The sequence below is a fragment of the Maribacter sp. PR1 genome, assembly GCF_028464145.1.
GTDB lineage: Bacteria > Bacteroidota > Bacteroidia > Flavobacteriales > Flavobacteriaceae > Maribacter.
The window spans coordinates 189822-207773 of the sequence record NZ_JAQPCG010000001.1 but is presented as its reverse complement, the minus strand read 5'-3'; the positions used below and the strand labels follow the sequence as shown (position 1 = coordinate 207773).

Genomic DNA, 17952 nt, shown 5'->3' with positions numbered 1-17952 from the left:
GTTTACTTCCTATGTACTCTAACCACATAAGTAGCTACCAAATCTTCACCTATTTTGATATGTGTGTCATATAACCCGGTTCTTTCAAATTTATACTCCAAGCGCACTATATTGCCTTGTAAGAATTTAATGCTCGGTTCAACCATGATATCCCTGCCTCTATTGTTCAGGTCTATGTGGAGTGATTTGGTGTCAAAGTTTTCAGGAACGATAAAATCAAATGTGATTATTTCATTTTTGGCGACTTCCACATGCATTTTTTTTGGTAGGTGTGGAATTACCTCATTCGAAAAGGCCTCCTTGTACATCACCGGTCCTTCAATAAACTCTTCCAATGTGGGTGTTTCATCCAAAAGCGATAACTCTTTTTCCAATGGAAAATGGTTCTTTATAAATAAAACAGGGTCAGCAAGAAAATAGACATCATCATATTTTTGTTCAAATCGTGGGCCATCGTCATCGAGCAAAATTCTTCCTGCGGACCACGTGGCATCGCACAAATACCATTTATCCTCTAGTTGTATGGCATTCCAAGAGTGGTTCGGTGGATTTTCGGCATCCAATAATAGGGTAGGGGTTCTTCCATATCCATTGATGATCTTGGATTTAAAACCGGCAAGATTTGCCATTTCATTGATTAAATACGCATAACCCGTGCAGGCTGTTTTTTTTTCTTCTACCAGTCGCTCAAAGACTTTGGGTGTAAAACTGCTGTTCCATGCTAAAAATGCCTCCCTGTCCTTTTCCATTTTTCTCCGTTTCTTACGGGTTTTTAAATAGGAATGGTAGTCATTTTCAATATTGGTACAGACCCATGTATATATTGCCCTAAACTTTTCAATATCAGTTTTTAAATTGACCGTTAATTCGTGGGTCAGTAACGGCAAGTTTCTTAAACTTTGCCCGCTATGCGCTAAAGCAATACTATCCGCCTTTTTATAATTGATAGTTTTTGTAGGATTGTACTGCCCAATAGCAGAGGTGCAAAGGAGCAAGAAAACTAAGAAGCTATATCGCATTATTTGAATAGAGCGATAAATTTTTGAAAAATATTTCTTTTGGATTTGTAGGCACCGCCCACAACGATATCGCCCATGAGTTCAATATCGGTAGCATCAAAAACAATGGTGATATCTATGGTTTCGCTTGTACTTTCTTTTACCGTGTATTCTTTGGTGTCGTAACCAATATAACTGAACACCAATACATCGTTAGCTTCCAATTGTCTTGGAAACTCAAATTTTCCATCATAATCGGTCGAAGTACCTTCAGAGGTTCCCTTTAGGATGACGTTGACCCCCGGTATCGGTAAATTGCTTTCGTCCAATACTGTGCCGGTAACTGTATAGCTATCCACTTTGGCAACGGAATCACTTTTTAATTCTTTGGATATGGTCATTTCCATCACAGGATTTGCTTGGGCAACATCTTGTGCAACAATAGGAGCTGTTACACATAAGGCCAAAAGTGAAAAGCTGGCAATGCCTAAAGTTCTGGAGAATAGATTTGTGTTCATGTTATTTACGGAATCAAATTCATAATTCTTAAGTTGTGAAGTCCTAAAACGTCCACATGTTTTTCCATTATCATTTGTAAAGTGCCTTGCTATGTCCAAATCTGAAAATTGGGTAAAATCAATGACTTCTTTTTGACAACGGTTACAATGACCACCTAATTCGGTCTTTTTAAAATTAATGAAATTTTCTGAACAAGGCTGGTTTACGGAAATTCTAAATGCTTTTTTCATAATTAAGTGGTTTTAATGATTACCTCTAAACTATGTTAGTTTGATTGCTTTAAAAATTCAGTTTTAGTGAAAGGGCTACTTGAATGAGGGAACTTTCCAATACTTTGTTTTACTTAATCTACTTGCACCCGTATACCTTCACTGTGACTGCTAAATTCAGGGGCGTACATACTTTGAATCGTAGTAATGCCATTGCTAAAATCCCCTGCATTGTTCACCCTAACATCATATTCGAAAACGTAAACACCTTTGGGCAAGTAATCGAAAAAGAAATTGGTACTTGCGTCCTTTGTGCTTTCATAATAACCCAAATCATCTTGCCATTTGTATTGGGAAAGGACATTGACGGGTTCAAAACCTGCGGCGCGCATGTCTTTCATATGTATGTATTCCATATCCCTATCGGATTTTAGTTCGATACGAACCCGTACCAAGTCCCCAACTTTTAAATCCGTTTGGGCGGTTATTTCACTGATTCTCTCTCCGGTATCCGTATTCTTCTTCAAAAAGAGCTTCTTTTTTAATTGAAGTGGAGTCTCTGCAAAGGTTATTTTATCCAAATCCTCAAAGTACTGCCAATACAAAGCTCCCCAAGCAATACCGTTACCTTTTTTAGTGAGTTCAATCTCTGACATTTTAGGGCTAATCTCATTCCCGTCCCAAGTGGTTTTATAGTAACCTGTACCGGCCTCAACTTTTACATGCTCCAAATTCGATGGATCTATTTTTTCCCCTCCAATCAGAACATCAACGGCATCCGTTACGGATAACCAATCACTACCTTGGAGTAAAAGGGCATAGACGGCCTCAGTTGTTGCCTTAGTGGTTTTCCATTGGTTGGTCTGCTTATTTTTAAGCAACCAGATTTTTAGGTTGTCAACGGTGGTAGTATCCTTTTCAATTTCCGAAAAAGATTCGATCAGTAAGGAATGGGTTTCAATAGGAGCCTGATACCAATACCAAGAACTTTTGTTTTCTTTCCAGTACATGCCTAGCTCTTCTGAATTAACACTGTTCTCTTTTAAGGCACGAAGTATTTTTTTTGCTGTTACCTCGTCGCCAGAACGATGCGCTATCAAGGCCAGCATGCCTTTGGAATACAGATTTTTCTTCGTCCAATACTTCACTGCTTGGCCTAAATAATAATCCGTGATATCATCAACTTTTTTCGACGTTTTTATATCCTTGAAAAAGCTACGCATATATAAAAATTGGATCTGAATAGGAGTTAGGTGATCTTTGGACAAATCGTCCGAGTACTTTTTCATGCGCTCATATTCCGCTATAAATTCGTCATCCAAATAACTTATCCCTCTTTTGATAATTTGCTCCAGTTCTATATTTTCATCTCGGTTCGTATCGGATTTTGGGTCGCCTAGCGTACTTGAAGTGAGCTTTTGTAAATGGGCCAAGCCGGATATTATATGCTGTGTGATATATCGGTTTTCCCTGCCACCTTTAAACCAAGGCCACGCACCCGAAGCCATTTGATTGCTTTTCAATTTTCGCAGAGCGATTTCCTTTTCGTTTTGCATTTTGTTCATATTGAACAATAGGGCAATTCGTTTTTTCTGTTCGGATTCAGATTGTGCATCCCTGAGCCATGGAGTTTCTTGTATTAAAAGTGATTTCAGTTCCTCATTTTTCTCCAAATTGCTAAGTAGTGCATCAGAATTTGCCCATAGATTAAATACTTCTCGGATTCTTGGATTGGAATTGGCAATATGACTGGCCAAGGAATTGGCATAAAATCGCGAAAAGGTCTGCTCATTGCACTCATATGGATACTCCATCAAATACGGCAGGGCTTGTACCGCGTACCATGCAGGGTTGGAGGTGATTTCCAAAGTAAGTTTGTGATTGCTAAAGGTCGTAGAGGTATTATCCCTCAGTTTTTCCAATGTAAATGTCTTTTTTTGATTGCTCCGTACCCACATTGGAAGGGTTTCCGTTATCAACATCCGATTGGTAAGCACCGGTAAAACATTTTGTTCGCCATCACTGAAATCTCCTGCTTTCGCCACAATTTTATACTGTACGGCCTGTAAGCCTTTAGGTATGCGGATGTTCCAAGATAACTGTATGTTTCCCTTTGCTGTAACCGAGAATTGCTGAGTCTTCATGATATTTTCCAGAAGGGAGTCAATAGCTTTTCCTGTAAGCGCGTTGGTCAGTTCCAATTGTCCAAAACCTTCCAGACTTTTATCCGACAAATTGGAAATTTTAGAGCTAATGGTGACAACATCACCTTCTCGCAAGAATCTTGGAGGGTTTGGCAACACCATCAATTCTTTTTGGGTAACCGTGGATAAGCTATTGGTTACTTTTTTTAAATCTTTGGTATGTGCCAATAACTGTACGTTCCAACGTGTGAGCGCCTCCGGTGTGGTAAAAGTAAAAGAAATGTTTCCTTCGGAATCGGTCAATAATTTAGGAAGAAAGAAGGCTGTTTCCTGAAGGTTCTTTCGGATTTGTACCGCACTAAAATCAACGTTCTCATCTATGACTTCGGCTTCTTCTTTCGGCGCAGAAGTAATGCTTACGCCTGCCACCTGTCCTTGAAGTTGATTCCCAAAAGCCGCATCCATTTCCATCTCTTCCGCAACTATTTCTGTTTCAGTACCGGATTTTTTCGTCATTCTTGAAACTTGGGAACCAACCGTGTAGCCTCTTGTTCTTAAGTAGGACCCAAAATTTAGACCAAACCACTTCAAACGGGAAAAGCTTTGAGCTATTTCACCTTTAATTGAGTAACCGCTGTAATTCTTAAAATAAACATTGCCAAAACTATGATTGGCTTCCGTATACATGTAGGAATAATAATAGGGCTGTTGAATCGGATTAAAATACCAGGAATTACTTGCAAATTGATCTAAGGAGGCGTCATACATGTTCGCCAGTAATTCCGCAGTAACCTTTTCTCCTTTTGGTCCTTTAATTTTAAAACTCCAGGTTTCTTCTGTTCCTGGTTGGAGTTTATCCCTGAAGGTTAAGGTTTCGATTTCCAAATCGGTAGTTGGATATGGAACGGAAATAGTCACATTGCCTGACTGAAAAGAATTGTAAATGGAATAGCTGTAATGCACCACAAATCCACCCTCATCATCCTTAGATACCGGAATACTGATGGATTTGCAACCTTCGTTCAGTTTCAATATTTCCGTCCGGATTATTTCCTTATTTTTTTCAACCTTGACCGTTACAAATACTTCTTTGGCATTAGTATAAAAGGTTAACTCCGCTTCATCGCCTATGGCGTAAGCAGATTTATCGGTTTTTACATCAAACAGTTGGTTGTCTGCTAATTTCTTTTCGTTTTCACTATAGACATTGGTTCTGGATTTTGCCTGAACCTTTTGTCCGAAGCTATCTTTAGTCTCCAGTTCAAAAAGATATTGGCCGGATTCCCACTTTTTAATATTTTTCAATGGTATTTCCGTACTTTTTTCGGTATCAAAATCAGTTTCCATAACCAATTCTCCCTTTTCCCAGGTATTGGGGTCATGTTCCGTATTATATGAATCATGTGGATAAAGTGCCTTGAAATCTTGCTTTGACCAATATTGATAGTTGGGCGCGGGCCAAGGTCTATCACGCAGCACGTATTCTGGCGATTTTAACTTGTAAACTTTTAGAACGCCTTTCGAAAAAACCGGCTGCCCGTTGAGGTTTTGCGTGCTTATGCTGACAGTTTGGTCTTTCTCGGACTTATCCAGTTGCGAATCGACAACAATACTGGCAGTCATAGCATGGTAGCCTACGTTTACATTTGTAGATGCGCTTCGGGTTTCTCCGTTAATATCGGTAACGTCTGCGGTTACCGTGTAGCTAAAAATTGGAAGATTTTCCTTGTTAGCGGATAGGTCAGGAATGGCTTTAAAAACTATCTCGTACTCCCCATTATCATTTGTAATGACTTCTCCATGCGCAATTTCCTGTGGTTCACCATAAAAATAAGATCTTTTCCAATAGAACCAAGGCGGGTAGTTTATATTACGCTGTACCCTGTACGATACCTTGGCCCCAGAAATAGTACTTCCTGCTAAAGCCATGGCCGTGCCTTTTACGGTAATAGTATCGTTTACTTTGAAGGTTGCTGTTATGGGCTTAAAAGAAGTTTCAAACTTTGGCCTTTTGTATTCTTCCACCGAGAAATAAAAATCTTCGTCCACCAAACCGGATACACCGTAAACTTCAAGATAATGTTGGCCGGTAAGTCCCGAGCTTGGTAAGATAAATTCTCCCGTGAAGGAGCCAAATTCATTGGTTTCAGCTTCCATTTCAGAAATTTTCTGTCCGTTTACATCATAAAAGCCTACCGTTACCGATTCGCCAGATACCACTTTTGAAAGTCCACCATCGTTCTCAATAAGAATTCCCTTAAAATAAAGCGGTTGGCCCGGTCGGTAGATACTTCTGTCCTTAAAAAGAAAGGTTTTATAGGAAATCCTTGGCCGCTTATCCTTCTGCTGTTTTTGATTGATATAGGTATTGCCAAAAAATGCAGTTTCATCAGCTGCATCAATCTTAATTTTGTTAACAGAAATTGAATTTCTGTCTAAATCTAGCTGTGCAAAACCCATTTTATCCGTCACAAAATTATTGGTGAGCTCAGTGCCACGATAATTGCGTTGGTAGTACAGGGTGATTTTAGCCCCGGATATGGGTTTGCCCATATTTCTATCTACCACTTGAAAAATATGCTGGTCAGGGGCTCTAGTTTCCAAAAGTGCCATGTTTGTTACTTGTATTGGGCTAAAGGCAAAACTTTTATCTGCAGCGTCCTCATTTTCTTCCAATGCCGGCATAGCTAAAACTATGTATTGGCCATTGGGAAGTTGGGGCATAGGTATTTCCATGCTGTGTTGCTGATAATCACCTTCATTTTTAAGCTTGGCGGTCCAGCTCGTCTCAAGTTTCAATTCTTCAATATACTCCAGTTGCTTTTGTATGGGATACAAGTCTTGTAAATCCTCCAATTGCTCTTGATTTATCCTATATGCTGCGAGTTTTAATGCATCATGATTCTTGTAGGTAATCAATAACCTTGAAGCTTGTTTGATTGGAACATTCCGCTCTGCCCTGATACCGAGGTTGGGCGCTAGTATTCGGGATTTTAAAACGGCACATTTTTCAGCACCTAGACTGTTTGGGAAATTTGCGTAAACGGCATCACAAATACTAATGGCCTCCTTTAGTTTCCATCTACTTTCTTCATTTTTTTCTGCTACATAGACATCTCCTTGGGTCTTTAATAGCGATGCTATTTCATAGCGGTAGAGTGCGGATGACTCATGATGTTTCAGATTTTCCGCGGATGCTGTAAGTATACTTAAAAGAATGGTATCCTTATCTGGGAAAACAGCTTTTGAATAGGTATAGTTTAACCGTTCTATATCCACCGTTACCAAAGGTTCCAAGTTTGGATTCGAAAAATGAAAGGAAATCAGTTCCTGATATATTTTTAAGGCTTTTGATTGTAATGAGGTAGCATCTACTTCAGGAATCTTCAGTTGGGTAAAAGAGTAGGCATCGCATAGGTAATCTGGGGAATCGATTTCAAATTTATCTGCAGGTCTGGTGATGCTATTTTCATCGGTCTTATAAAACTGTAAAGCGGTATGTGCCAATAAATCGAACAATGTTGGCCGATAAATCTCCGAATCCTCCTGTGAATCGATTACCTCCTTAAAATCCTTTAGCTTTTCTTTTTGAAGGTCTTCGGGATTTTGGAGCGATTTTTCAAAATGGATACTTATTTCCTTAAAAAGCGTCGTCAAGTCCCAAGTTCTAAAATCAACGGTATCTACCTTTACTTCGGTAGTAGTCCTATCGTAAAATTGATAGCGATTCTGTTGAAAATACTGCCAATACAAGTTGGCAAGATAACTTTCCAGAATGTTGGAGACTGGAAAGTTTGCATTGGAAATTTCATTTTTTAAGTCGTTGACGACTTTTAGTTGAGCATTTTCTTCCAATATCAATGCATATTTGGAAGTAAAAAGGAGCGACTTTATAATCTGGCTGGAATTCTGTTCCCTTTTGGCCTTTGCCGAAATATTTTGGACCATTTCCAATGCCGACTTTGTCAAGGCTTCCTTTTCCAGTTTATGGACTTTTGCCCAAAGTTCCGAATAGGAATCGCTAAATTCTTGGGAAGGAAGCAATTGCGAAAAAAGGACGAGAGTCAAAGTAGCTATCAATGTTTTCATCGTTATAAATTTACATAACAAATGTCAACAAAAGACGTACCAACCTAAAGTACAACTTAGTGAAATGGTCTTTTGAATAAGGGAAAGGGCGTTATAGACTTTTAAGCAATCCGCCGTCTATGGGAATATTGGTCCCTGTGATGAAAGAGGCATTTTCCGAGGCCAAGAAGGTTGCCAAATAACCATATTCCTTCGGGTCGCCAATACGTTTTAAAGGTACTCGCATTTCCATTTCCTTTCGTACCTCATCTTGGGGGACTCCCATTTGTTCTGCTTTTTTAGCATTCAGTTGGGTGATACGGTCGGTATCAAAATATCCAGTGAGGACATTGTTTACGGTGATTTTATGTTTACCAACATCCCTGGCCAAGGATTTGGCCCAGGTTACAACCGCGGCGCGAATAGAATTGGAAAGCGCCAAATAGGAGAGTGGTTCCTTCACCGATATGGAGGCGACATTGATGATACGCCCCCAATTATTTTTCATCATAGATTCCAGAGCTAATTCCGTGGTAAAAACAACTGTTTTGAATAATAAGTCGAAAGCTTCTTGATAGTCGGTGACCTTTTTTTCCAGAGCGCTCCCGGCGCTGGGTCCTTGGGTATTGTTCACCAGAATATCGACCTGGTTTTGTTGGAAATACCCTTCAATTATTTTTTGGTAACTTTTAAAATCGTTAAAATCTACTTTTAAATATTGATGTTTTTGACCTTGGTCTACCGGTAGGTTGGAAACTATGGTGGCCAATTTGTCCTCGCTATGTGACATTAGGGTAACACTGGCCCCGCTTTCCGCCATTTGTATGGCTATGGCCTTACCGATACCTGCGCTACTTCCACCAATCAGTGCTTTTTTACCTTTTAAGGATATGTTCATTTTTATATTATTTATATTCTTCCCTGACGGGACTAAAAACATCCATCAATTTACATGGGGTCAATGCTTTGCCACTATGTTTTTTGTGAGGAGCAATAATTACAATATCTCCTGGATAATAGGTCTTGGTTTCGCCCTCCAATGTAAATTTAAATTCACCTTCCAAAACATACATGACCTGTTCATGCATGTGGGAATGTTCCGGTACTTGGGCATTCTTTTCTACGTTCCAATAGGCGATGCTCATGGTTTCTGCATGGACCAATTTGCCATGGTATCCGGGCATTATTTCCTTTGAGTTGATATTTTTAAGATTCAAGTGCATTGTTTCTACGATTATGCTTCTAAGGTAAAAAGAATATCACACTGGCTAAAATCGTTTGTGCTGCAAAGGTCAATATGTATCTTTACCGCATAATTTAGGATAATGAAGATACACTTTATCGCCATTGGAGGGAGTGCCATGCACAATCTGGCGTTGGCGTTGGCCCATAAGGGATACCAAATTACCGGAAGCGACGATGTTATTTTTGAACCTTCAAAATCCAGGTTGAAGGAAAAGGGATTATTGCCTTCGGAATTTGGTTGGTTTCCTGAAAAGATTCAAGACGATTTGGATGCCATTGTTTTGGGAATGCATGCCAAGGCGGATAATCCCGAGCTTTTAAGGGCACAGGGACTTGGTTTGACCATTTATTCCTACCCTGAATTTTTATATGAGCAATCCAAGGACAAGACTAGAGTGGTTATCGGAGGTAGCCATGGTAAAACGACCATCACTTCGATGATTTTACATGTTCTCAATTATCATGAAATTAAGGTAGATTTTATGGTGGGTGCACAGTTGGAGGGATTTGACAGAATGGTGCATTTAACCGAGGAAAACGATTTTATTGTTTTGGAAGGCGATGAATATCTATCCTCCCCAATAGACAGGAGACCCAAATTTCATTTGTATAAACCCAACATCGCTTTGCTCAGTGGAATCGCCTGGGACCATATCAATGTATTTCCAACCTTTGAGAATTACGTGGAACAGTTTAAAATATTTGTGGACAGTATAGTGAAGGGCGGAAGCATTACCTATAACGAGGAGGATGCTGAGGTTAGGGAAGTGGTGGAATCTTCTGAAAATGCTATTCGAAAGTTACCCTATAGTACTCCCAACTATGAAGTTATGAATGGAGAAACACTTCTTGCCACACCTGAGGGGCCAATGCCCATAGCGGTTTTCGGTAAACATAACCTGAGTAATCTTGCCGGGGCAAAGTGGATTTGCCAGAATATGGGGGTTGATGAAGATGATTTTTATGAGGCAATAGCTTCTTTTAAAGGAGCTTCAAAACGCCTGGAGAAAATTGCAGAGGGTCCCAATAGTGTCGCCTTTAAGGATTTTGCCCATAGTCCGAGCAAAGTTAAGGCCACAACCAATGCGGTCAAGGAACAGTATCCGGATAGAAAACTGGTGGCCTGTTTGGAACTTCATACGTACAGTAGCTTCAATCCAGAATTCCTAAAGGAATATAAAGGATCTTTAGACGCTGCCGATGAAGCCGTCGTTTTCTTTTTACCGGAATCCGTGGCGATAAAAAAATTAAAAGAAGTAACCAAGGAGCAAGTTTTCCAGGCTTTTGACAAAATCGATTTGAAAATATTTACCGAGGCAGGGCCTTTTCATTCCTTTATTAAAAACAAGGAATATGCTAACACCACCCTTTTGCTAATGAGTTCCGGGAATTATGGCGGTTTGGATTTGAACGAAGTGAAACAGGTTGTAGGGCATTGACAAGCAATTGGTTAATGACCTTTTGGCAGTGTCGGCTTATTGGGCATAGCTATTGATTTTCTTTTTTTATGCGGAAGAAATCAACTTGGCTAAGAGTGTTCAGAATGTATAGTGTCATATTGGCCAAATTGCTTTATACATTTTTGGTCGCATTTATGTTGGGCATATCCAATGTTATTAATCAAGAGGATAGGACTATCCATGACGCCCGATTTAAAATAGAGAAACGCCAGGACCAAACGGAGGAAGAGGATTAGATGGGTAAATGGATTTTACCCTATTGCCAATAACCTAATGTTGAAATAATTAGTTCTGTATATTTGAGGAATGGAAGAAAAGCCGATTTCCTTTTCGATTAAAAACTGGTCAGATGATGATAAGCCCAGGGAAAAGCTGGTCAATAAAGGTCGTTCGGCACTATCCAATGCTGAATTAATCGCTATTCTTATTGGATCCGGGAGTAGGGATGAAAGTGCGGTAGAACTCTCGAAAAGAATTTTGGCCTCTGTAGACAATAACCTTAACGAATTGGGAAAACTGTCAATTCAGCAATTGATGAAATTCAAGGGTATTGGGGAAGCGAAGGCCATTAGCATTGCCGCAGCACTGGAAATAGGTCGAAGGAGGAGAGGGGAGGACTCCCTGAAGATTGAAAAAATAGGGAGTAGCCATGATGTCTTTGACGTATTGCACCCTATAATAGGAGATTTAGAGCATGAGGAATTTTGGATTCTATATTTAAATAACTCCAATAAGATTTTGCATAAGGCTCAATTGAGTAAGGGAAGTATAACAGGGACTTTGGTGGATGTCCGCTTGGTAATGAAACAATGCTTGGAGCTGGGAGCCGTTGCCCTGATATTAGCGCATAACCATCCCTCGGGTACTTTAAAACCTAGTAACGCGGACAAAGAGATAACCCAAAAAATAAAGAATGCCTCGGAAGCTTTGGATATTCGCGTTTTGGACCATCTTATAATTACTCAAAGGGAATATTTTAGTTTTGTGGATAATCAAATTATATAAATGCTTTTAATCTATACCCATAAAATAACACCGCGCTTAACCTATACCATGAAGCAGGTATTCACCAAAATTTTGGGAATAGAGATTGGGTTTACCACGAAAGTAGAAGATTTTATTAAGCATAAGGAAGAAAAGATAACCTACACTAAACAACCCTTACAGAATGAGTTTTTCATACGAAGTCATGAACTTTTGTTTGAGCAGGGCGTAAATGATGTTGAAATAAACGTAATGAGCTGGGATAATGTTCCTTGCTTCTTTTTTGCGGGGGAAAGAAGTAATCTTCCCTATGATATCTTCGCCGCCTCTTTTTACTTAATAAGTAGATATGAAGAGTACCTGCCCCATGTAAAGGATGCCCATGGACGTTTTCCCTTTAGAGGAAGTCTGGCCTATGAACACAAATTTTTGGAACGTCCCGTTGTGGATATCTGGGCCATGAAGTTATTTGTAGTTTTAAAAGAAAGGTTTCCTAGTCTTGTACAGGGTCCAAGAAAGTATAAGTTCATGTCCTTGATAGACGTAACTACATCACATTGCTATGCAAACAGAGGAGTGATTAGGGGTGCTGCTGGTTTCTTGTTAGATTTGGGTACATTCAAATTAAAAAGATTGGTAGAAAGGATTGCCGTGGGACTAAAAATAAAAGGAGACCCCTACGATAATTTTGCGACCCTAATTGAATGGCATAAAAAACTAAATGTTAATAGCATATTCTTCTTTCAATTTGCCAATTATTCCAAATACGATAAAAATGTATCCACGAATAGTAACAATTTTAGGTCACTAATAAAATACATAGGGGATTACTCTAAGGTAGCTTTGGCGGCATCCTATAGTTCGTTTGACAATGTGGAACTTTTAAAAAATGAAAAGCATAATCTTGAAAATGTGGTCAACAGACCGGTAAATTATTCAAGGATGCGATACAATCGTGTAGATGTTCCGGAAACGTACCGAAATTTGATTACAGCGGAATTTACAGACGATTTTACCATGGGATATAGCCACCAAATTGGTTTTAGGGCCGGAACCTGTACGCCTTTTCAATTTTATGACATTCCTTTGGAAGTCCAACAACCTATAAAGATTTTTCCTTTTGTATTGCACGATTATTCCTTGTTGGAAATTGATAAAAAATTGGAACTGGAAAGAAGGATGGATGCTATTTACAACGAAATTAAATTAGTAAAGGGAACATTCATCTCTGTTTTTTCCAACGAACTATTAGGGTCTCAACATAAATTCGATTGGAAAGAGGTTTATTATCAATTAATAACCAAGTATAATGTTTAAAAATCTGGTCACGGATATATTTTTTGATTTGGACCATACGCTATGGGACTTTGAAAAGAATTCTTCACTAACCTTTAAAAAAATACTGGTAGACCATCATATTGAGATTTCATTACAGCATTTTTTGGACGTGTATGTTCCTACAAATTTGGCTTTTTGGAAATTGTACCGGGAGGAAAAAATTACAAAGTCAGAGTTAAGGTATCAACGTCTTAAAACAGTGTTCGATCAATTAGGCCTTATAGTTTCTGATGAGGTTATTCATAGTTTGTCCAATGAGTATATAAATCATTTGTCCACTTATAACCATCTATTTCCAGATACGGTAACCATACTGGATTATCTTCGACCGAGGTACCGACTTCATATTATAACCAATGGATTTCAGGAGATCCAGGAGAAAAAGTTAAAAAACTCGGGTATTCACCACTATTTTGAGCACATCGTGGATTCCGAAATGGCCGGGGTCAAAAAACCTAACCCTATAATCTTTAAATTGGCTTTGGACAAGGCTAATGTCCACCCACAAAAATCCTTAATGATAGGCGATAGTTTAGAGGCAGATATCTTGGGAGCGAAATCTGTCGGGCTACATACATTACACTTTAATGCACATGGAGATCCTGAGCATGACCACGCTCCAATTATTACCACTTTAAGGGAAATAAAAACCTTTTTATAGAGTTATACCCTATATACAGGGACGTTGTTCTAGTCTTAAAAAAGTATTGTATAGATGGGTGTGTATCGAAATCTACTTATCATCGTTTCTATGATTTTCATACTGATGTCCTGTTCGGAGAAACAGGATTTTGGGCAGTATGATGACCTTACTATAACACCTACCTATGAAACAAGCATCTTTTATGTTAAGACACAGGAGTCTATAATCAATAGGGTTACAGGCATTAATTTTTTCTCCCAAGACTTTAATTTTGATGCCTTTGAGGATGACTTGTTTGCCGAAAGGGTTCTGGAAGGATCAATCACCTACCAATTGGAAAATACCACGAGTAAGGATATAGAGATCAGTATCCAATTTTTGGATGAGAGTGGTAATGTTCTTGATAGCGAACTTTTTCAGATGAATGCGACTCCAAGTGCACTTTTAACGCGGGAAGTTGCTTACGGTGGAGCAGGTAAGAATCTTGATATACTTAGGAACACCTCAGAAATTAGGTTAAGTGCCGAAAACCTTGGTGATAATTCGAGTACGTCTAACCTACCAGATCCGGCCATCATTTTAAGGTCCAGTGCAAAATTCATGGTCAGGATAAAATGAATTTATTGAAAAGTCTTTCTTTTTTTCTGTTGTTGTTTTGCAATTTTCTGATGGCCCAGAACAAGCAAATACTTTATGATTTTAATGAAATACCACAATCGTTACTCATAAACCCTGGAGTAGAAACCGATTTTAAATGGTACTCTGGAATACCCTTAATCTCGGGTGTTTCAGGATATGGTGGTACCAATGGAATATCCGTAAATGATATTTTTGCCGAGGATGGGCTGGATATTAATGATAAAGTCCGGCAGCGCATGGTCTATCGTATGACGCCAAGAGATGAGTTCAGCGGTAATATTCAATTAGAATTAATAAACTTTGGTTTCAGAGGTGCAGACCCAGATATTTTTTATTCCATGGGTGCCTATCTGGAGTTGGATGAAATTACCTATTGGCCACAGGATTACGCCTATTTAATTTTTGATGGTAATGCGGATCAATTGAACCGTAGATTCGATTTAGGGGATTTAAAAACAAGAGGGTCCTTGGTAAGTGTCTATCATATCGGGATGAATAAAAAGATAGATGATAAATTGACTATTGGTGCCCGAGGTAAAATATATTCAGGAATCGTTGATTATAATTCTACTAGAAATGACGGGTATTTGGTGAATACCGAAGGACAGAATAATACATTTACGACCACTTTAAGTTCGGATTTAGAGCTAAGAACCTCCGGTTTTGGAGCTTTGGATAGTGCATCAGATGACGGAACACTTTCAAATACACTGGTAAAACGTGCTCTTTTTGGTGGAGACTTAGGGTTGGGGTTAGATCTTGGTTTTTCTTATCGTTTCAATAAGCAAACCGTACTTACAGGAAGTCTGCTGGATGTTGGGTTTATCTATCACAGCGGAGATACCAAAAGTTATAGTTTAACGGGAAATGCAAGCTCTGAAGGTATCGAAATAAATGTACTACGTGATTTTTCAAATTTGAATCGTGATTTCTGGCAGGATCTGGTCGATGAAATAGAGGAATTGGTTCCTTTTGAAAGTAGTGAGTCAGGCTACATCACATTTAGACCCACAAAACTGAATGTTTCATTGCGCTATGATTTCGGTAAGCCCATAGGTAACTCATTGGAAAATTGTGATTGTACCATAAACTCCGGTAGCAGAAGTTTGTCTCGAGTGGCCTATAGGAATTCGATTGGTGGTCACGTATTTTTGGTCAACAGACCGCGTGGACCTCAAAGTGCCATAACGGCTTTCTATATGAGGAGGTTAGGTAATATTTTGGCGCTCAAGGCTACCTATACAGCGGACAAGTTTAGTTATACCAATATGGGTTTTGGTTTTAGTCTTCAAGCAGGACCAATAAATCTATATGCCATGGCGGACAATCTACTTTCATATAGAAACATAGCAGCGAGCAATTATGCATCTTTTCAGTTAGGATTAAATATTATATCTTGGGGCAGGAAGTAAGGGCACATTTTTCAAATTGTGGCACACTTTTTTCATAGTATAGTTATAAAATAAAACACCATAGATGTTGAGAAGCCTGTTATTAGTCCTAACGATGTTACTAAGTAATTTGATATCGGCACAAATAAACTTGAACGATTACAAATATATTGTCGTTCCCAAGCGTTTTGAGGCATTTAAGGAAGTGAACCAATACCAAACCAGTACTTTGGTGAAATTTCTTTTTTCTGAAAGAGGGTTTAACGTGGTTTATGATGATGCACTCCCACAGGATTTGAACATCAATAGATGTTTAGGCTTGCTAGTCGGTTTAAAAGATGATTCCACCATGTTCACGACTAAAACTTCTTTGAGCCTAAAAGATTGCAATGGTGTAGAAATCTTTCTAACCATGGAAGGGAAAAGTAAAATAAAAGAATACAGGGGGGCATATAATGAGGCTATCAAAGAAGCTATGATAAGTTTCAATGGCTTAAATTACGTCTATTCCGGTAAGCAAGAAAAGGAAAAAAAGCCTTTGGTCGTTAGCTTTAAGAATGATGTTAAAAGTCTAAAAAACAAAAAGATAGCTGAAAAATTGGAACCAAAAGGAACCAATACGGATAAGGTACAATATAAGGAACCGAAGAATAAAAAACCTATGGTGGTACAGGAAGCCACTACTGAAAACCAATCTTATAAAAGCATGGAGCCCGTATCCTCAAATATCGGGGCCAGTCGAGTAAACAATGATACTGCTGTAGAAGAAATATGGTACGCACAAGTAATACCGAATGGTTATCAATTAGTAGATAGCAGCCCTAAAGTAAGGATGAAATTGTTCAAGAGTTCAAATGAAAACATGTTTATGGCACAGTCCGAAGGAAAAAGTGGAATGGTGTATCAAAAAGATGGGCAATGGATTTTTGAATATTACGAGGGGGATAAACTTGTTCAGGAACAATTGAACCTTAAGTTTTAAAAATCATATTTATCCTTCCAACGCTTTTTAAGAAAATCACTCAAAGCATTTTCTCTTTGGTTTTTTCCAGGTTGATAGTATGATGTTCCTGTCAATTCATCAGGTAAAAACTCTTCGTTTACAAAGTTATTTTTAAAATCGTGGGCGTATTTATAATCCTCACCATAGCCCAAGTCCTTCATAAGTTTTGTTGGTGCATTTCTCAAGTGAAGCGGCACCGAAAGATTTCCGGTTTGCCGAACAGATTGTTGGGCTTTTCCAATAGCCATATAACTAGCGTTACTTTTTGCCGAGGTGGCTAGGTAAATTGCACACTGGCTTAGAATGATTCTTGCTTCAGGATAGCCAATGGTAGTAACGGCTTGGAAGGTGGTAGTGGCCATAACCAATGCGGTCGGATTAGCAAGCCCAATATCTTCTGAGGCTGAAATCAACATTCTTCTTGCAATAAATTTTACATCCTCACCTCCTTCTATCATTCTAGCGAGCCAATAAACTGCCCCATTGGGGTCGCTACCCCGAATCGATTTAATAAAGGCTGATATGATATCATAATGTTGTTCCCCTGTTTTATCGTATAGGACCGTATTTTTCTGGGCTTTTGAAAGAACAAGGTCGTCTGTTATGATGATTTCATCATTAGGTTCGGAATTGACAACCAGTTCAAAAATATTCAATAGTTTTCTACCATCACCTCCCGATAAACGCAAGAGGGCTTCGGTTTCCTGAAGTTTTATTCTTTTGGATTTTAAAATTGGGTCATTATGCATGGCACGCTCCAAAAGAAGCTCCAAATCCTCTTTTCCAAAAGCATTTAAAATATATACCTGACATCTGGATAACAATGCCGGTATTACTTCAAAGCTGGGGTTTTCCGTGGTTGCACCTATTAAGGTTACCCATCCCTTTTCAACGGCAGCAAGCAAGGAATCCTGTTGTGATTTACTAAACCGATGAATCTCATCGATAAATAGAATTGGGTTCTTGGAAGTAAATAGCCCACCCGCCTGTTTTGCCTTGTCTATGACTTCCCTGATATCCTTTACACCGCTATTAATAGCACTGAGTACGTAGAAAGGTCTTTCACTTTCCTTGGCAACGATATGGGCCAAGGTAGTTTTACCGGTACCCGGTGGTCCCCATAGGATTAGTGAAGGAATGATACCTTTTTTTATTTGATTGGTAAGGGAGCCATTTTCTCCTACCAAATGGTGCTGACTAATATATTCCTCAAGATTTTTTGGGCGTACTCTTTCTGCTAATGGCTCGTTCATGGTATAAAAATAGAATAAAGTTGTAGAAATTCATTGAGTATCATTACAATATAAAATT

The 17952-nt window shown here is 38.9% G+C and carries 14 protein-coding genes; 8 read left to right on the top strand and 6 right to left on the bottom strand.

Annotated features, from left to right (window positions below; genetic code table 11):
* Nucleotides 1–2 precede the first annotated feature (2 nt).
* The 5 genes from PP182_RS00995 to PP182_RS00975 form a co-directional block, all read right to left on the bottom strand.
* On the bottom strand, nucleotides 3–1019 hold the full coding sequence (locus PP182_RS00995; RefSeq protein ID WP_272649460.1) for a transglutaminase domain-containing protein: 1017 nt from the start codon (nucleotides 1017–1019) through the stop codon (nucleotides 3–5).
* Nucleotides 1019–1747, bottom strand: a complete 729-nt coding sequence (locus PP182_RS00990; RefSeq protein WP_272649459.1) for a carboxypeptidase-like regulatory domain-containing protein — start codon at nucleotides 1745–1747, stop codon at nucleotides 1019–1021. The genes PP182_RS00995 and PP182_RS00990 overlap by 1 nt, the downstream gene beginning before the upstream one ends.
* A gap of 113 nt (nucleotides 1748–1860) precedes the next feature.
* Nucleotides 1861–7959, bottom strand: a complete 6099-nt coding sequence (locus tag PP182_RS00985) for an alpha-2-macroglobulin family protein (protein WP_272649458.1) — start codon at nucleotides 7957–7959, stop codon at nucleotides 1861–1863.
* A gap of 91 nt (nucleotides 7960–8050) precedes the next feature.
* Entirely contained in the window at nucleotides 8051–8836 is a 786-nt protein-coding gene (locus PP182_RS00980) for an SDR family oxidoreductase (protein WP_272649457.1), read from the bottom strand.
* 7 nt (nucleotides 8837–8843) lie between these two features.
* Nucleotides 8844–9161 (bottom strand): cupin domain-containing protein, encoded by a 318-nt coding sequence (locus PP182_RS00975; RefSeq protein WP_272649456.1) that lies wholly within the window; start codon nucleotides 9159–9161, stop codon nucleotides 8844–8846.
* Between the two features lie 102 nt (nucleotides 9162–9263).
* Here PP182_RS00975 and PP182_RS00970 point away from each other — a divergent pair, with 102 nt between their 5' ends.
* From PP182_RS00970 to PP182_RS00935, 8 genes are all read left to right on the top strand, one after another.
* Nucleotides 9264–10622, top strand: a complete 1359-nt coding sequence (locus tag PP182_RS00970; protein ID WP_272649455.1) for a UDP-N-acetylmuramate--L-alanine ligase — start codon at nucleotides 9264–9266, stop codon at nucleotides 10620–10622.
* 68 nt (nucleotides 10623–10690) lie between these two features.
* Nucleotides 10691–10879 (top strand): hypothetical protein, encoded by a 189-nt coding sequence (locus PP182_RS00965; RefSeq protein WP_272649454.1) that lies wholly within the window; start codon nucleotides 10691–10693, stop codon nucleotides 10877–10879.
* 70 nt (nucleotides 10880–10949) lie between these two features.
* Nucleotides 10950–11648 carry a RadC family protein gene (radC, locus tag PP182_RS00960; RefSeq protein WP_272649453.1) on the top strand — a complete coding sequence of 233 codons (699 nt, stop codon included), beginning with the start codon at nucleotides 10950–10952 and terminating at the stop codon, nucleotides 11646–11648.
* Nucleotides 11649–12944 carry a polysaccharide deacetylase family protein gene (locus tag PP182_RS00955; protein ID WP_272649452.1) on the top strand — a complete coding sequence of 432 codons (1296 nt, stop codon included), beginning with the start codon at nucleotides 11649–11651 and terminating at the stop codon, nucleotides 12942–12944.
* Nucleotides 12937–13626, top strand: coding sequence for a YjjG family noncanonical pyrimidine nucleotidase (locus PP182_RS00950; RefSeq protein ID WP_272649451.1), 690 nt, complete (start codon nucleotides 12937–12939; stop codon nucleotides 13624–13626). Before PP182_RS00955 ends, PP182_RS00950 begins: the two co-directional genes overlap by 8 nt.
* 90 nt (nucleotides 13627–13716) lie before the next feature.
* Nucleotides 13717–14226 carry a hypothetical protein gene (locus PP182_RS00945; protein ID WP_272649450.1) on the top strand — a complete coding sequence of 170 codons (510 nt, stop codon included), beginning with the start codon at nucleotides 13717–13719 and terminating at the stop codon, nucleotides 14224–14226.
* Nucleotides 14223–15659, top strand: coding sequence for a DUF5723 family protein (locus PP182_RS00940; RefSeq protein WP_272649449.1), 1437 nt, complete (start codon nucleotides 14223–14225; stop codon nucleotides 15657–15659). The genes PP182_RS00945 and PP182_RS00940 overlap by 4 nt, the downstream gene beginning before the upstream one ends.
* 64 nt (nucleotides 15660–15723) lie before the next feature.
* Nucleotides 15724–16620 (top strand): hypothetical protein, encoded by an 897-nt coding sequence (locus PP182_RS00935; protein WP_272649448.1) that lies wholly within the window; start codon nucleotides 15724–15726, stop codon nucleotides 16618–16620.
* Here PP182_RS00935 and PP182_RS00930 read toward each other — a convergent pair.
* Nucleotides 16617–17894 (bottom strand): replication-associated recombination protein A, encoded by a 1278-nt coding sequence (locus tag PP182_RS00930; protein ID WP_272649447.1) that lies wholly within the window; start codon nucleotides 17892–17894, stop codon nucleotides 16617–16619. The genes PP182_RS00935 and PP182_RS00930 overlap by 4 nt on opposite strands.
* Nucleotides 17895–17952 lie beyond the last annotated feature (58 nt).

What these genes read in the sequence shown, in the direction of transcription:
- PP182_RS00995 (WP_272649460.1), bottom strand. Translation starts at nt 1,019, where the DNA reads ATGCGATATAGCTTCTTAGTTTTCTTGCTCCTTTGCACCTCTGCTATT.
- PP182_RS00990 (WP_272649459.1), bottom strand. Translation starts at nt 1,747, where the DNA reads ATGAAAAAAGCATTTAGAATTTCCGTAAACCAGCCTTGTTCAGAAAAT.
- PP182_RS00985 (WP_272649458.1), bottom strand. Translation starts at nt 7,959, where the DNA reads ATGAAAACATTGATAGCTACTTTGACTCTCGTCCTTTTTTCGCAATTG.
- PP182_RS00980 (WP_272649457.1), bottom strand. Translation starts at nt 8,836, where the DNA reads ATGAACATATCCTTAAAAGGTAAAAAAGCACTGATTGGTGGAAGTAGC.
- PP182_RS00975 (WP_272649456.1), bottom strand. Translation starts at nt 9,161, where the DNA reads ATGCACTTGAATCTTAAAAATATCAACTCAAAGGAAATAATGCCCGGA.
- PP182_RS00970 (WP_272649455.1), top strand. Translation starts at nt 9,264, where the DNA reads ATGAAGATACACTTTATCGCCATTGGAGGGAGTGCCATGCACAATCTG.
- PP182_RS00965 (WP_272649454.1), top strand. Translation starts at nt 10,691, where the DNA reads ATGCGGAAGAAATCAACTTGGCTAAGAGTGTTCAGAATGTATAGTGTC.
- radC (WP_272649453.1), top strand. Translation starts at nt 10,950, where the DNA reads ATGGAAGAAAAGCCGATTTCCTTTTCGATTAAAAACTGGTCAGATGAT.
- PP182_RS00955 (WP_272649452.1), top strand. Translation starts at nt 11,649, where the DNA reads ATGCTTTTAATCTATACCCATAAAATAACACCGCGCTTAACCTATACC.
- PP182_RS00950 (WP_272649451.1), top strand. Translation starts at nt 12,937, where the DNA reads ATGTTTAAAAATCTGGTCACGGATATATTTTTTGATTTGGACCATACG.
- PP182_RS00945 (WP_272649450.1), top strand. Translation starts at nt 13,717, where the DNA reads ATGATTTTCATACTGATGTCCTGTTCGGAGAAACAGGATTTTGGGCAG.
- PP182_RS00940 (WP_272649449.1), top strand. Translation starts at nt 14,223, where the DNA reads ATGAATTTATTGAAAAGTCTTTCTTTTTTTCTGTTGTTGTTTTGCAAT.
- PP182_RS00935 (WP_272649448.1), top strand. Translation starts at nt 15,724, where the DNA reads ATGTTGAGAAGCCTGTTATTAGTCCTAACGATGTTACTAAGTAATTTG.
- PP182_RS00930 (WP_272649447.1), bottom strand. Translation starts at nt 17,894, where the DNA reads ATGAACGAGCCATTAGCAGAAAGAGTACGCCCAAAAAATCTTGAGGAA.